Annotated in this window: 14 protein-coding genes; 11 read left to right on the top strand and 3 right to left on the bottom strand. The window is 64.3% G+C overall.

The genetic code is table 11. The features are described from left to right. Positions 1-23 precede the first annotated feature (23 nt). The 11 genes from OKW43_RS22130 (at position 24) to OKW43_RS22080 (ending at position 10,526) form a co-directional block, all read left to right on the top strand. Complete coding sequence (locus OKW43_RS22130) at positions 24-395, top strand: SMR family transporter (RefSeq protein ID WP_187638685.1); 372 nt, start codon at positions 24-26, stop codon at positions 393-395. Positions 396-570: 175 nt separating this feature from the next. Continuing rightward, complete coding sequence (locus OKW43_RS22125; RefSeq protein WP_187638684.1) at positions 571-1,722, top strand: DegT/DnrJ/EryC1/StrS family aminotransferase; 1,152 nt, start codon at positions 571-573, stop codon at positions 1,720-1,722. A 6-nt stretch (positions 1,723-1,728) separates the two neighbouring features. Further along, a complete protein-coding gene (locus tag OKW43_RS22120; RefSeq protein ID WP_187638683.1) occupies positions 1,729-2,772 on the top strand; it encodes a glycosyltransferase in 1,044 nt (347 codons plus the stop codon). After that, positions 2,769-3,698, top strand: coding sequence for a formyltransferase (locus OKW43_RS22115; RefSeq protein WP_429449838.1), 930 nt, complete (start codon positions 2,769-2,771; stop codon positions 3,696-3,698). Before OKW43_RS22120 ends, OKW43_RS22115 begins: the two co-directional genes overlap by 4 nt. Next, on the top strand, positions 3,695-4,741 hold the full coding sequence (locus tag OKW43_RS22110) for a bifunctional UDP-4-keto-pentose/UDP-xylose synthase (RefSeq protein ID WP_429449836.1): 1,047 nt from the start codon (positions 3,695-3,697) through the stop codon (positions 4,739-4,741). Before OKW43_RS22115 ends, OKW43_RS22110 begins: the two co-directional genes overlap by 4 nt. A gap of 10 nt (positions 4,742-4,751) precedes the next feature. Further along, complete coding sequence (locus OKW43_RS22105; RefSeq protein ID WP_429449834.1) at positions 4,752-5,645, top strand: polysaccharide deacetylase family protein; 894 nt, start codon at positions 4,752-4,754, stop codon at positions 5,643-5,645. Positions 5,646-5,727: 82 nt separating this feature from the next. After that, positions 5,728-6,189 carry a peroxiredoxin gene (locus OKW43_RS22100; protein ID WP_429449832.1) on the top strand — a complete coding sequence of 154 codons (462 nt, stop codon included), beginning with the start codon at positions 5,728-5,730 and terminating at the stop codon, positions 6,187-6,189. Positions 6,190-6,264: 75 nt separating this feature from the next. Continuing rightward, positions 6,265-6,441, top strand: a complete 177-nt coding sequence (locus OKW43_RS22095; protein WP_429449830.1) for a hypothetical protein — start codon at positions 6,265-6,267, stop codon at positions 6,439-6,441. A gap of 103 nt (positions 6,442-6,544) precedes the next feature. Then, positions 6,545-8,410, top strand: a complete 1,866-nt coding sequence (locus tag OKW43_RS22090; protein ID WP_429449828.1) for a PhoH family protein — start codon at positions 6,545-6,547, stop codon at positions 8,408-8,410. A gap of 211 nt (positions 8,411-8,621) precedes the next feature. Further along, the gene (locus OKW43_RS22085; RefSeq protein ID WP_429449826.1) at positions 8,622-9,668 is read left to right on the top strand and encodes a C40 family peptidase; all 1,047 of its coding nucleotides are present in this window, start codon (positions 8,622-8,624) and stop codon (positions 9,666-9,668) included. Between the two features lie 51 nt (positions 9,669-9,719). Then, the gene (locus OKW43_RS22080) at positions 9,720-10,526 is read left to right on the top strand and encodes an SDR family oxidoreductase (protein WP_429449824.1); all 807 of its coding nucleotides are present in this window, start codon (positions 9,720-9,722) and stop codon (positions 10,524-10,526) included. 128 nt (positions 10,527-10,654) lie between these two features. Here the strand turns inward: OKW43_RS22080 and OKW43_RS22075 are convergent, their stop codons facing one another. The 3 genes from OKW43_RS22075 to OKW43_RS22065 all read right to left on the bottom strand — a co-directional run bounded on the left by OKW43_RS22075 (position 10,655) and on the right by OKW43_RS22065 (position 13,795). Continuing rightward, on the bottom strand, positions 10,655-11,665 hold the full coding sequence (locus OKW43_RS22075) for an inorganic phosphate transporter (RefSeq protein WP_429449822.1): 1,011 nt from the start codon (positions 11,663-11,665) through the stop codon (positions 10,655-10,657). After that, positions 11,665-12,291 (bottom strand): DUF47 domain-containing protein, encoded by a 627-nt coding sequence (locus OKW43_RS22070; protein WP_187638673.1) that lies wholly within the window; start codon positions 12,289-12,291, stop codon positions 11,665-11,667. The genes OKW43_RS22075 and OKW43_RS22070 overlap by 1 nt, the downstream gene beginning before the upstream one ends. A gap of 115 nt (positions 12,292-12,406) precedes the next feature. Then, complete coding sequence (locus OKW43_RS22065) at positions 12,407-13,795, bottom strand: replicative DNA helicase (protein ID WP_187638672.1); 1,389 nt, start codon at positions 13,793-13,795, stop codon at positions 12,407-12,409. Positions 13,796-13,810: the final 15 nt, after the last annotated feature.

Below are 13,810 nucleotides of genomic sequence, written 5' to 3'. Positions count from 1 at the left end.
TCATTTCGAGAACCCGACCTTCGATGAACCCGATTTCCCTCTTCTGCATCCTCGCCGGCGTTACGCTGAACGCCGGCGCGCAGCTGCTGCTCAAGGCCGGCACGAATGCCGTTGGACACTTCGAATTCACCCGTGCGAACATCCTGCCCATCGGCCTCAAGCTGGCAACCCAGCCGCCGATCATCGGCGGGCTCGCCTGCTACGTGATCAGCGTGGCGGTGTGGATCATCGGGCTATCGCGCGTGGACGTGTCGATCGCCTATCCGATGCTGTCACTCGGCTACGTCGTCAACGCGATCGCCGCCTGGTACCTGTTCGGCGAAGTGATGTCGGTGCAGAAGCTGGTTGGCATCGGCATCATTCTCGTCGGCGTGGTCGTGCTCGCGCGCAGCTAGCGCGGCGCCTCGCGCAGGAACCCGCGCGGCGCACGCGCCGCCTAAGCGAGACGTAAGGTCGGCCGCGGTAAGCTGTGCGGTTGCGTTTTTTCAGCCGCGGCCTTGGGTTTGCGCGTAGTTTGTGGTTTACTTCGCGCCCGTCGGGCCGCGCCCCTTTCCATCGAGCGATGCATTCATGAGCCAGTCACAAGTCCCGTTTTTGCCGTTTGTCAAACCCGAGATCGACGAGGAAACGATCCAGGGCGTCGCCGACGTGCTGCGTTCCGGCTGGATCACCACCGGCCCGCAGAACCAGAAGTTCGAGGCCGCGCTGTCCGAGTTCTGCGGCGGCCGCCCGGTGCGCACCTTCAATTCCGGTACCGCGACGCTCGAAATCGGCCTGCGCATCGCCGGCGTCGGTCCCGGCGACGAAGTCATCACGACGCCGGCCACCTGGGTGTCGACCTGCAACGTGATCCTTGAGACCGGCGCGACCCCGGTGTTCGCCGACATCGATCCGGTCACGCGCAACATCGATCTCGATCTGCTCGAACAAGCGATCACGCCGCGCACCAAGGCGCTGCTGCCGGTGTTCCTGTCCGGCCTGCCGGTCGACATGGACCGTCTGTACGCGATCGCCCGCGCGCACAAGCTGCGCGTGATCGAAGACGCCGCACAGGCGTTCGGCTCCCGCTGGAACGGCGAGCGCATCGGCAAGCTCGGCGACATCGTGTCGTTCAGCTTCCACGCGAACAAGAACCTGACGTCGATCGAAGGCGGCGCGCTGGTGCTGAACAACGAGGAAGAAGCGGTGCTCGCTCAGAAGTACCGGCTGCAGGGCATCACGCGCACTGGCTTCGACGGCATGGACTGCGACGTGCTCGGCGGCAAATACAACCTGACCGACGTCGCCGCGCGCGTCGGCCTCGGCCAGCTGCCGCATCTCGAGCGCTTCGTCGCGCAGCGCAAGAAGCTCGTGCGCGCGTACTTCGCGCAACTCGAAGGCGGCGCGGCGGTGAAGCTCGGCATCGGCCTGCCGTTCGCCGATTTCGAAAACAGCAACTGGCACATGTTCCAGATCACGCTACCGCTCGAAAAACTGTCGATCGACCGCGCCGGCTTCATGGGTGAATTGAAGGAGCGCGGCATCGGCTCGGGCGTGCACTACCCGGCGCTGCACCTGTTTTCCCTGTACCGCGCGCGCGGCTTCAAGGAAGGCATGTTCCCGCACGCGGAGCGCTTCGGCGCCACCACCGTCACGCTGCCGCTCTTCACGCTGATGCACGAAGGCGACGTCGAGCGCGTATGCCGCGCGGTCAACGAAATTTGCGAACACTACGGAAAGTAAGCGGACATGACTTATTCGGAACATCGCGCCGTCGCACCGGAAGTGTCGATCATCATTCCGGTGTACAACGAAGAGGCCGGACTGGCCGCGCTGTTCGCGCGCCTCTATCCGGCGCTCGACGCGCTCGGCACCGGTTATGAAGTGATCTTCATCAACGACGGCAGCCGCGACAAATCCGCCGCGCTGCTCGCCGGGCAGTTCCGCGCGCGCCCCGACACCACGCGCGTGATCCTGCTGAACGGCAACTACGGCCAGCACATGGCGATTCTCGCGGGCTTCGAGCAGTCGCGCGGCGACATCGTGATCACCCTCGACGCCGACCTGCAGAATCCGCCCGAGGAAATCGGCAAGCTCGTCGCAAAGATGCGCGAGGGCTTCGACTACGTCGGCACGATCCGTCGGCAGCGCCAGGACAGCCTGTGGCGGCGCAAGGCCTCGCGCGCGATGAATCATCTGCGCGAGCGCATCACGCGCATCAAGATGACCGATCAGGGCTGCATGCTGCGCGCGTACAGCCGCCATATCGTCGATACGATCAACCGCTGCGGCGAAATCAACACGTTCATTCCGGCGCTCGCGTACACGTTCGCGCAGAATCCGGTCGAAATCGAGGTCGCGCACGAAGAACGCTTCGCCGGTGAATCGAAGTACTCGCTGTACTCGCTGATCCGTCTGAATTTCGACCTCGTCACCGGCTTCTCGGTGGTGCCGCTGCAATGGCTGTCGTTCATTGGCGTGATCCTGTCGCTGGGGTCCGCGGCGCTGTTCGTCCTGCTGCTGATTCGCCGCTTCATCATCGGCGCGGAAGTGCAAGGTGTGTTCACGCTGTTTGCAATCACCTTCTTCTTGCTCGGCGTGATCATCTTCGCGCTCGGCCTGCTCGGTGAATACATCGGCCGGATCTATCAGCAGGTGCGTGCGCGGCCGCGTTATCTGGTGCAGACCATTCTCGAAGAACGCGACGGCGCGGCCGTCGCCGAAGCGCCGCGTCAGACCGTCGTGCAGGGCGTGCAGCCGGTGCCGGTCGCCGATCAGGGGCACAATCCATGAAGCCGCGCGCCGTCGTATTCGCGTATCACAACGTCGGCGTGCGGTGCCTGCAGGTGCTGCTCGCGCGCGGCGTCGACATCGCGCTCGTCGTCACGCACGAAGACAACCCGAGCGAGAACATATGGTTCGGCAGCGTGGCCTCGGTGGCGGCCGAGCACGGCATCGCCGTCGTCACGCCGGCCGATCCGACAAGCCCGCAGCTGCGCGCCGCGGTGAGCGCCGCCCGGCCGGACTTCATCTTCTCGTTCTACTACCGCCACATGTTGCCGCCCGAACTGCTCGCGATCGCTGCACGGGGCGCTTACAACATGCACGGCTCGCTGCTGCCGAAGTATCGTGGCCGCGTGCCGACCAACTGGGCGGTGCTCAACGGCGAAAGCGAAACCGGCGCGACGCTGCACGAAATGGCCGCGAAGCCCGACGCGGGCGCGATCATTGCGCAAACACCGGTGCCGATCCTGCCCGACGACACCGCCGCGCAGGTGTTCGACAAGGTCACGGTCGCCGCCGAGCAGACGCTGTGGCGCGTGCTGCCGGCGCTGCTCGCGGGCGAGGCGCCGCATCTGCCGAACGATCTCGCGCATGGCAGCTATTACGGCGGGCGCAAACCGGAAGACGGCCGCATCGACTGGAATCAGTCCGCGCAACAGGTCTACAACCTGATCCGCGCGGTCGCGCCGCCGTATCCGGGCGCCTTTGCCGATCTTAACGGCCACCGTTTCATCGTCGCGCGCGCGCTTCTCGCCGCGCCCGGGGCGCTCCGCTCGGATTTGCCCCCGGGCCTGCACGTAAGCGATAATGCCGTTTTCGCGATCTGCGGCGACGGCCGCGCGATCAACATCCACGAATTGCGGCACCAGCACGACGGCGGCGAGACTGCCGTCAGTCCGGCGGAATTCGCCCAGCTCATCCAATCTCATTCATGAAAAAAGTCCTGATTCTGGGTGTGAATGGCTTCATCGGCCATCACCTGTCCAAACGCATTCTCGAAACCACCGACTGGGAAGTGTTCGGGATGGACATGCAGACCGAACGTCTCGGCGACCTCGTCAATCATGAGCGGATGCACTTCTTCGAAGGCGACATCACGATCAACAAGGAATGGGTCGAATATCACGTCAAGAAGTGCGACGTGATTCTGCCGCTCGTCGCGATCGCCACGCCCGCTACTTATGTGAAGCAGCCGCTGCGGGTGTTCGAACTCGACTTCGAGGCGAACCTGCCGATCGTGCGTTCGGCCGTCAAGTACGGCAAGCATCTGGTGTTTCCGTCGACCTCCGAGGTCTACGGCATGTGCACGGACGAGCAGTTCGATCCGGAAGAATCGCAGCTGTCGTACGGCCCGATCAACAAGCCGCGCTGGATCTACGCGTGCTCGAAGCAGCTGATGGACCGCGTGATCTGGGGCTACGGCATGGAAGGCCTGAACTTCACGCTGTTCCGTCCGTTCAACTGGATCGGCCCGGGCCTCGACTCGATCTATACACCGAAGGAAGGCAGCTCGCGCGTGGTCACGCAGTTCCTCGGCCACATCGTGCGTGGCGAGAACATCAGCCTCGTCGACGGCGGCGCGCAGAAGCGCGCGTTCACGGACATCGACGACGGCATCAGCGCACTGATGAAGATCATCGAAAACAGGAACGGCGTCGCCACGGGCAAGATCTACAACATCGGCAATCCGACCAACAATTTCTCGGTGCGTGAACTCGCGCACAAGATGCTGGCACTCGCGGCCGAATTCCCCGAATACGCGGACCTCGCCAGGCAGGTGCAACTGGTCGAAACGTCGTCGGGCGCGTACTACGGCAACGGCTATCAGGACGTGCAGAATCGCGTGCCGAAGATCGACAACACGATGCAGGAACTCGGCTGGGCACCCACGTCGACTTTCGACGAAGCGCTGCGTAAGATTTTCGAAGCGTATCGCGGCCACGTCGCCGAAGCCCGCGCACTCGTCGAACAGCAATAAGGGCGCGTCCTTGGCTCGCATCGTCCTGAAGATCGACGTCGACACGCTGCGCGGCACCCGCGAAGGCGTGCCGAATCTCGCGCGCATCTTCGACCGCTTCAAGGCGCGCGCCACCTTCCTGTTCAGCCTCGGACCCGACCACACCGGTTGGGCGATGCGTCGGGTGCTGCGGCCGGGCTTTCTGAAGAAGGTGTCGCGCACATCGGTGGTCGAGCATTACGGCGTCAGGCAGTTGATGTACGGCGTGCTGCTGCCCGGTCCGGATATCGGCGCGAAGGCCGCGGCCGAGATGCGCGCGATCCACGAAGCCGGCTTCGAGTGCGGCATCCACACGTGGGATCACGTGTACTGGCAGGACAACGTGCGCGCCAAAGATCGCGCGTGGACCGTCGCGCAGATGCAGCAGAGCCACGCGCGGTTCATCGAAGTGTTCGGCGCGCCGCCCGTCACGCACGGCGCGGCGGGCTGGCAGATGAACGGCCACGCGTTCGAGCAGATCGACGCATGGGGCATGCGCTACGCGTCCGACGGCCGCGGCCACTCGCCGTATCTGCCGGTGGTCGACGGCAAGACGCTTACGCACGTGCAAATGCCGACCACGCTGCCGACGCTCGACGAAGTGCTCGGGGTCGACGGTGTCGACACGCACAACGTCGCTGCGTGGATGCTGAAGCAGACCGAAAACAATCCGCACGACCAGGTGTTCACGCTGCACGCGGAACTCGAAGGACAGAAGCTCGCGCCGGTATTCGAACAGCTGCTCGAGGGCTGGCGCGCGCAGGGCCACACGTTCGCGACGATGGGCGATTACTACGCCACGCTAGACCGGGACACGCTGCCATCGTACCCTGTTACGTGGGGCGAGATTCCGGGGCGCTCCGGCGAACTGATCGTCCAGCCCTGAAGGGCCGCCGCGCGGAAGTCATCGACAGACCGGCCGACGCCGCGGCAGCTAGCGGCGCCGGCCACAATAACCGGAGAACCTCGTGTCCATCGCAGTCGACCAACCCATCCCCGACTTCACCGCCGCCGCGACGGGCGGCGAAATCACGCTGTCAAAGCTGCGGGGCAAGAAGGTAGTGCTGTATTTCTATCCGAAGGACAACACGCCGGGCTGCACGACCGAAGGGTTGCAGTTCCGCGATCTGTATCCGAAGTTCCGGAAGGCCGGCGCCGAAGTGATCGGTGTATCGCGTGACAGCCTGCGTTCGCATGACAATTTCAAAGCCAAGCTCGAACTGCCCTTCCCGCTGATTTCGGATCCGGAAGAAACGCTGTGCGCCCTGTTCGCCGTCATCAAAATGAAGAAAATGTATGGCAAAGAGGTACGGGGAATCGAACGCTCCACATTCCTCATCGACGCTGATGGCGTGCTGCGCCAGGAGTGGCGCGGCGTTAAAGTGCCGGGCCACGTCGACGATATTCTGGAGGCTGTACAAGCGCTTTGATGCGCGTTATATTGGGCCGCAATGAGTGCCTGTCCACCCCACATTTTTCTCCGCTGCGCCAACTCCGACGGCCGCTTGACCGGATCCACCGGTGCCGTTCCGAGCGTGAGGCGCAACGCGAGCATCATCGTCGAGCCGCTTGCCCCGATTGCCGGGGCGGCGGCTTTTTTAATTGCGCGCGACCGTTCGTTCATTGGTTCGCGCGCTTCCATCAAGGAGCCTATCGAAGACCAGGCGAACCGGCATCTTTAGACCGAATGCGCGCCTCCTCGCGCAAACTGGATGTCCCATGAGGGCATCGTTGGAATGCGATGGGCGGCGCACGATATGTGACCCGATCATTTCGAGGGAAACCATGCCTTTGCCTACTCCCCCCAGCAAGCTCGGCAATCTTTTGCCGCCTGACGAATACAAGGCCAAAGCCGTCACGCCCGCGCGCTCCGCCGCGAAAAAACAGGCGCGTGAAGGGGAATCCGCAGAGTCGGCCGATTATGGCCGCGCCAATGTCGCCACACCGATGGCGCACGCCGCCAACGCCGCCACCACGTTGTGGCCCGTGCCCGCCGTCGAGTCTCCGCCCGCCGCGCAACCCGCGCTCGCGCCCGCGCGCAGCCGCAAGACCCGGCAGACCGCCGCGCTGTTGCAGCCGGTTCCGGCTGGGCGCCCGCAGCTCGAAGCCGATGCGCTCGAAGCGCAGCGTGACGCGCAGCCGGTCGTCGCGCGCGCGCCTGCCGCGAAGCAGCCCACGGCCGAAACAGCCGCCGCACCCGCCGCAGCAGCCCCGGCCACCACGCGCAAGAAACGTGGCACGAGCGCCACGCTGGCCGAAGTCCAGAAGCTTTTCGTTCTCGACACGAACGTGCTGATGCACGATCCGAGCTGCCTGTTCCGCTTCGAGGAGCACGACGTCTATCTGCCGATGATGACGTTGGAAGAGCTCGACGACCACAAGAAGGGGATGTCGGAAGTCGCACGTAACGCGCGTCAGGTGAGCCGCACGCTCGACGCGCTGGTCGCGAACGCGGGCGACATGGCCGACGGCATTTCGCTCGCGCGTCTGGGCAGCCGCGAGGCGTCCGGACGGTTGTACTTCCAGACCCGGCTGACCGCCATCGAGCCCGTCGAAGGTCTGCCCGAAGGCAAGGCCGACAACCAGATCCTCGGCGTCGTGCGCGCGCTGCAGCGCGATCGCGCGGATCGCCAGGTCGTGCTGGTGTCGAAAGACATCAACATGCGCATCAAGGCGCATGCGCTCGGTCTGCCCGCCGAGGACTACTTCAATGACCAGGTGCTCGAGGACAGCGACCTGCTGTACACGGGCATCCGCGCGCTGTCGCAGGATTTCTGGACCAGGCACGCGAAGGGCATGGAAAGCTGGCAGGACACGAAAACCGGCACCACGTACTACCGTGTGACGGGTCCGCTGTGCGCGTCGATGCTGGTCAACGAGTTCGTTTATCTGGAGCCGCAGAACGGCGAGCCCGCGTTTCATGCACTGGTGCGCGAACTGAACGGCAAGACCGCTCTGTTGCAAACGCTGCGTGACTACGGCCACCACAAGAACAACGTGTGGGGCATCACGGCGCGCAATCGCGAGCAGAACTTCGCGCTGAACCTGCTGATGAATCCAGAAATCGACTTCGTCACGCTGCTCGGCCAGGCCGGCACCGGCAAGACGCTGGTCGCGCTCGCGGCGGGTCTCGCGCAAGTGCTCGACGACAAGCGCTACAACGAGATCATCGTGACGCGCGCGACGGTGCCGGTCGGCGAAGACATCGGCTTCCTGCCAGGCACCGAAGAGGAAAAGATGCAGCCGTGGATGGGTGCGTTCGACGACAACCTCGAGGTCCTGCAGAAAACCGACGACGCCGCCGGCGAATGGGGCCGCGCCGCGACCCAGGAGCTGATCCGCTCGCGCCTGAAGATCAAGAGCATGAACTTCATGCGCGGCCGCACGTTCGTCGACAAGTATCTGATCATCGACGAAGCGCAGAACCTGACGCCTAAGCAGATGAAGACGCTCGTTACGCGCGCGGGTCCGGGCACGAAGATCATTTGCCTCGGCAACATCGCGCAGATCGACACCCCTTACCTGACCGAGGGCAGTTCGGGCCTGACCTATGTGGTCGACCGCTTCAAGGGGTGGGCGCACAGCGGACACGTGACGCTCGCCCGCGGCGAGCGCTCGCGCCTCGCTGATTACGCGTCGGAGATCCTCTAGGCGTTCGCCGGTTTTTTTCCGCCTTTCATCGCAAGCCGCGTCCGGTTCTTCCCGGACGCGGCTTTTTTTATCGCCCGGCGTGCCGCGCGGGCAACACTTAGCGCGCAAACTTCAAGTAAGTTATCAAGAATTCTTGCGGCAGCCTTGTCGGGCGGCTACCATCCCGACATCGTCAGTGAGTAAGCGGGCGTTTACCGCCCGTGCCGTCTTCATGCGCCGACTCGCCTTATCGCTGTTGCCCGTCCTGCTGCTCGCCGCCTGCGCCGGCGCGCCGCAGAAGAGCTCGCGCGGGTCCGGCGGCATCGTGGTCGCGAACGGCGCCTATAACGCACCGCCGGCAGGCTTCCCCCACTTCGTCGATCACAGCATCGGCCGCGAGGAAATTTCGATTCAGGCGATGGGCCTCGTCGGCGTGCCATACCGCTGGGGCGGCAATACACCTGACAGCGGTTTCGATTGCAGCGGACTCGTGCGCTACGTCGTGCTGCGCGCGGCGTCGGTGAACCTGCCGCGCACGACGGCAGAGATGAGCGGGCGCGGCGAGTCGGTCGAACCCGACGAAATCGCGCCCGGCGATCTGATCTTTTTCAATACGACCGGGCGTGCGCATTCGCACGTCGGCATCTACGTGGGCAAGCTGCGCTTCGTCAACGCGCCGTCGACGGGCGGCACGGTGCGGCTCGACTATCTGACCAATCCCTACTGGGCGAAGCGCTTCGACGGGATCCGCCGGATGGCTGGGCCGGCGGCGACGCCGGCCCCGTTCGATACACCGGGTTATCAGGCGGCGGCGCCCCAGACCGGGCGTGGTGTTGCGGTCGCGGCCGCGACCCCGGCGACCAGTGCAAGTGGCGGCACACCCGTCTCGCAAGCCGATCAATTCGAGCCGCCGCCGTCCGGCCTCAGCGCCGCGCAGATGCAGGCGCGCCCGGCCGCCGCCGTGGCAGCGACGGGCACCCCGGCGGCGCAGGCCAGCACGTATGAAGGTGACACCTCTTCGCCCGCGCAACCGATGCAGCCCGCGACGACCGCCCGCACCCTTGCGCAAACCGCACCCGACGCAATCGACGCCGCCGCCGATGCATTCGAACCGGCCCCGCCCGCTTCCATCGCGGAACGCCAGGCGCGGCAGGCACAGCAGACCGAAGGCACAAGCGGCGTTCAGCTGATGCGCGCGTCGACGGCCTCGCACGGCGCGCCCGCCCCCACGCAAAGCAGCGACGACCCCATCGCCCGATTCGCGAACGGCAACTTCTGACGCCGTGATCTGCTATCGTCATCGATATTCTTTCGACGGCGGGTGACGACCATGGAACTCGGGCTCAAGAATAAGGTAGTGCTCATCACCGGTGGCAGCAAAGGCATCGGCTTCGCCTGCGCGCGAGCCTTCGCGCAGGAAGGCGCGAAGGTCGCGATCGTGTCGCGCGATCCCGCCAATCTGGCGCGCGCCTACGAGCAGCTGAAACAGGAAGGATTCCACGTGCACCGCACGCGCGCAGACCTGCACGAGCCGCACAGCGCCACCGATATCGTCGAGGAAGTCACCACCGCAGTGGGTCCGATCGACGTGCTGATCAACAGCGCCGGCGCCGCGCGCCGGTACGACCCCGAAACGCTCGATGCCGACGCATTCCGCGCGACGATGGAAGCGAAGTATTTCCCGTACATCTACCCACAGCAGGAAGTGCTGCGCCGTATGGCCGAGCGCGCGAAGGCCAACGGTGGTGCGGAGCCGGGCACGGTCGTCAATATCATCGGCATGGGCGGCAAGGTCGCGAGCGACATTCATATCGCGGGCGGCGCGGCCAACGCGGCGCTGATGCTCGCGACGGTCGGCCTCGCGCATTACTACGCGCGCTACGGCATCCGCATCAACGCGATCAATCCAGGCCCGACGCTGACCGAGCGCGTCGAGGAAGCGGTCCGGCTGGAGGCAGCGCAGCAAGGCATCGGCAACGACGAAGCGCTCACGCGCGGCCAAGCCAGGATGCCGCTCGGCCGCTATGCCAAACCAGAGGAAATCGCCGACGTGGCGATGTTCCTCGCGAGCCGCCGCGCGAGCTATGTGACGGGCGCGATCATTCCGATGGATGGCGCAAACGCACCATTGATCTGACCGGGGCTTGTTGTCGAACTACGTAGGGAAACCGGTGCGACGCAACGGGCGGCGTGAAGCCGAACCCCGCGCGTGCGGTTCAGCCGGACTCAGCCGACCCAGCAGCGCAGGCCCGCATCGCACGGTGATTACAGGAGGTGGTGACCCAGCCACCAGGCCCCGCCGGACAGCACCGCGGAAGCCGGAATCGTCAGAATCCACGCCCACACGATGTTGCCGGCAACGCCCCAGCGCACCGCGCTCAATTTCTGCGTCGCGCCGACCCCGACGATCGCGCCGGTAATCGTATGTGTGGTGGAGACGGGAATGCCAAGTGCCGACGCGGTGAACAGCGTGAGCGCCCCGCCCGACTCGGCACAGAAGCCGCCGACCGGTTTGAGCTTCGTGATTTTCTGCCCCATCGTGCGCACGATGCGCCAGCCGCCGAACAGCGTTCCGAGGCCCATCGACAGATAGCAGCCGCCGATGACCCACAGCGGCGGCGCAGCCGCCTTCATCGACGCGAAGCCGGTTGCGATCAGCAGCATCCAGATGATGCCGATGGTCTTCTGCGCGTCGTTGCCCCCATGACCGAGGCTATATAAGCCAGCGGAGATCAGCTGCAGGCGGCGGAAGCGCCGGTCGACCTTGCTCGGCGGCGTGCGGAAGTACAGCCACGACACCAGCAGCGTGAAAAACGAGCCGAGCACGAAGCCGAGCAGCGGCGAAATGAAGATGAACGCGACGGTCTTCATCAGGCCGTCCCAGTTGAGCGACCCCCAGCCCGACTTCGCGAGCGCCGCGCCCACGAGCCCGCCGATCAGCGCGTGCGACGAGCTGGATGGGATACCGTACACCCAGGTAATCACGTTCCACGCAATCGCGCCGACCAGCGCGCCGAAGATCACGTAGTGATCGACGATGTCCGGGTCGATCGTGCCCTTGCCGACGGTCGTGGCCACCTTCAGGTGGAACACGAAATACGCGATGACGTTGAACGCCGCCGCGAACGCCACCGCCTGCTGCGGCTTCAGCACGCCGGTCGACACGACCGTGGCGATCGAATTCGCCGCGTCATGAAAGCCGTTCATGAAGTCGAACACCAGCGCGATGGCAACCAGGCCGGTGACGACCCAGATAGCGAGTTGTATCGATTGCATTATGCGTTTTCCAGCACGATGCCTTCGATGATGTTCGCCACATCCTCACACTTGTCCGTGATGGTTTCGAGCAGCTCGTAGATCGCCTTCAGCTTGATCAGGACCTTGACGTCGTCTTCCTCGCGGAACAGCTTCGACATCGCCGCGCGCAGCACGCGATCGGCTTCCGATTCGAGCCGGTCGATTTCCTCGCAGGCCTTCAGGATCTGGCTCGCCTGCTTCATGTCCGAGAGCAGGCTAACCGCGAACTGCACGCGCTCGCAGGTCGCCGTGCAGATATGCGCAAGCTGGCTCGCCTCCGACGTGACCGCTTGCACGTCATACAGCGAGATCGCGGTCGCGACGTCCTCCATCAGGTCGAGGATGTCGTCCATCGTCGTGATCAGCTTGTGGATCTCGTCACGGTCGAGCGGCGTGATGAAGGTCTTGTGCAGCAGGTCGATGGCTTCGTGCGTGAGCTTGTCGGCCGCTTTCTCGGCCTTTTGCACGTTCTGCTTGTGGGTTTCGGCGTCCTGCAGATTGTCGATCAGGAGCTCGAGTTCGCGGCTTGCCGAGATGATGCACGTTGCGTGCGAATTGAATATTTCAAAGAACTTGCCCTCGGTGGGCATGAATCGACCGAACATTGGGATCCTGGAAATGGGTCACGTTATGGCTGACATAAAACCGCCATATTGTACCGTTGCGCCACCGTTGCCGCACTGGCGGCAACGCAGTTACAACAGCTCGCGACCTCTCGCGTCACTCGCCGCCGTAGAAGTTTTGCGCTCCAGCAAAGTTGTCGAACTTCGTGTACTGGCCGTGGAACGTGAGTCGAACCGGACCGATCGGACCATTCCGCTGTTTGCCGATGATAATTTCGGCGGTGCCCTTGTCGGGGCTGTCCGGGTTGTACACTTCGTCGCGGTAAATGAACAGGATCACATCGGCGTCCTGCTCGATTGCACCCGATTCGCGCAAGTCCGACATGATCGGTCGCTTGTTCGGACGCTGCTCGAGGCCGCGATTGAGCTGCGACAACGCGATCACCGGCACGTCGAGTTCCTTCGCGAGGCTCTTCAGCGACCGCGAGATTTCCGAGATTTCGGTCGCGCGGTTTTCGCCCGACGACGAGCCGCTCATCAACTGCAGGTAGTCGATGATGATCAGGCCGAGCTTGCCGCACTGGCGCGACAGCCGGCGCGCGCGCGAGCGCAGTTCCATCGGGTTCAGACCGCCGGTTTCGTCGATGAAGATTTGCGCCTCGCTCATTTTCTGCACCGCGTGCGTGAGCTTCGGCCAATCCTCGTCGGTCAGGCGCCCGGTTCGCATGCGATGCTGATCGAGCCGGCCGACCGAGCCCAGCATACGCATCGTGAGCTGGGTGCCCGGCATTTCCATCGAAAACACCGCCACCGGCAGTCCGTACTCGACCGCGACGTATTCGCCGATGTTCATCGAAAGCGCCGTCTTACCCATCGACGGACGGCCCGCGACGATGATCAACTCGCCGCCGTGCATGCCCGAGGTCATGCGGTCCAGATCGACGAAGCCGGTCGGCGTGCCGGTCACGTCACTCGGATTGGCGGTGTGATAGAGCGTGTCGATCCGTTCGACCACTTCGGTCAGTAGCGGCCCGATCTCGAGAAAGCCCTGGGTGCCGCGTGCGCCGTCTTCGGCGATCGAGAACACCTTCGATTCCGCTTCGTCCAGCAATTGCCGAACTTCCTTGCCTTGCGGGTTGAACGCGTCGGAAGAGATTTCGTCGGCGACCGACACGAGCCGGCGCAGCACTGCACGGTCGCGCACGATTTCCGCGTAGCGGCGGATATTGGCCGCGCTCGGCGTGTTCTGTGCGAGCGCATTCAGGTAGGCGAGTCCGCCGACCTCTTCCGCCTTGCCCGAGGTGCCGAGCGCTTCGTAGACAGTGACCACGTCGGCCGGCCGCGTGGCCGCGATCAGCTTGCCGATGTGCTCGAAGATGATGCGGTGGTCGTAGCGGTAGAAGTCGCTCTGCGCGAGGAAGTCGGCGATGCGGTCCCACGCCGCATTGTCGAGCAACAGGCCGCCCAGCACCGATTGCTCGGCTTCGATCGAATGCGGCGGGACTTTCAGCGACTCGAGTTGGGGATCTTTGGACGGTGCGTTCATGGGGAGGAATTATCG

Origin of the sequence: Paraburkholderia sp. WC7.3g, from assembly GCF_050436345.1 — a bacterium.
Taxonomy (GTDB): Bacteria; Pseudomonadota; Gammaproteobacteria; order Burkholderiales; family Burkholderiaceae; genus Paraburkholderia; species Paraburkholderia podalyriae.
Note: the sequence above shows the minus strand (reverse complement) of the source record. Positions and strands in the feature narration are given on the sequence as shown.

What these genes read in the sequence shown, in the direction of transcription:
- OKW43_RS22085 (WP_429449826.1), top strand. Translation starts at nt 8,622, where the DNA reads ATGCGCCGACTCGCCTTATCGCTGTTGCCCGTCCTGCTGCTCGCCGCC.
- OKW43_RS22110 (WP_429449836.1), top strand. Translation starts at nt 3,695, where the DNA reads ATGAAAAAAGTCCTGATTCTGGGTGTGAATGGCTTCATCGGCCATCAC.
- OKW43_RS22130 (WP_187638685.1), top strand. Translation starts at nt 24, where the DNA reads ATGAACCCGATTTCCCTCTTCTGCATCCTCGCCGGCGTTACGCTGAAC.
- OKW43_RS22115 (WP_429449838.1), top strand. Translation starts at nt 2,769, where the DNA reads ATGAAGCCGCGCGCCGTCGTATTCGCGTATCACAACGTCGGCGTGCGG.
- OKW43_RS22125 (WP_187638684.1), top strand. Translation starts at nt 571, where the DNA reads ATGAGCCAGTCACAAGTCCCGTTTTTGCCGTTTGTCAAACCCGAGATC.
- OKW43_RS22075 (WP_429449822.1), bottom strand. Translation starts at nt 11,665, where the DNA reads ATGCAATCGATACAACTCGCTATCTGGGTCGTCACCGGCCTGGTTGCC.
- OKW43_RS22090 (WP_429449828.1), top strand. Translation starts at nt 6,545, where the DNA reads ATGCCTTTGCCTACTCCCCCCAGCAAGCTCGGCAATCTTTTGCCGCCT.
- OKW43_RS22065 (WP_187638672.1), bottom strand. Translation starts at nt 13,795, where the DNA reads ATGAACGCACCGTCCAAAGATCCCCAACTCGAGTCGCTGAAAGTCCCG.
- OKW43_RS22080 (WP_429449824.1), top strand. Translation starts at nt 9,720, where the DNA reads ATGGAACTCGGGCTCAAGAATAAGGTAGTGCTCATCACCGGTGGCAGC.
- OKW43_RS22120 (WP_187638683.1), top strand. Translation starts at nt 1,729, where the DNA reads ATGACTTATTCGGAACATCGCGCCGTCGCACCGGAAGTGTCGATCATC.
- OKW43_RS22070 (WP_187638673.1), bottom strand. Translation starts at nt 12,291, where the DNA reads ATGTTCGGTCGATTCATGCCCACCGAGGGCAAGTTCTTTGAAATATTC.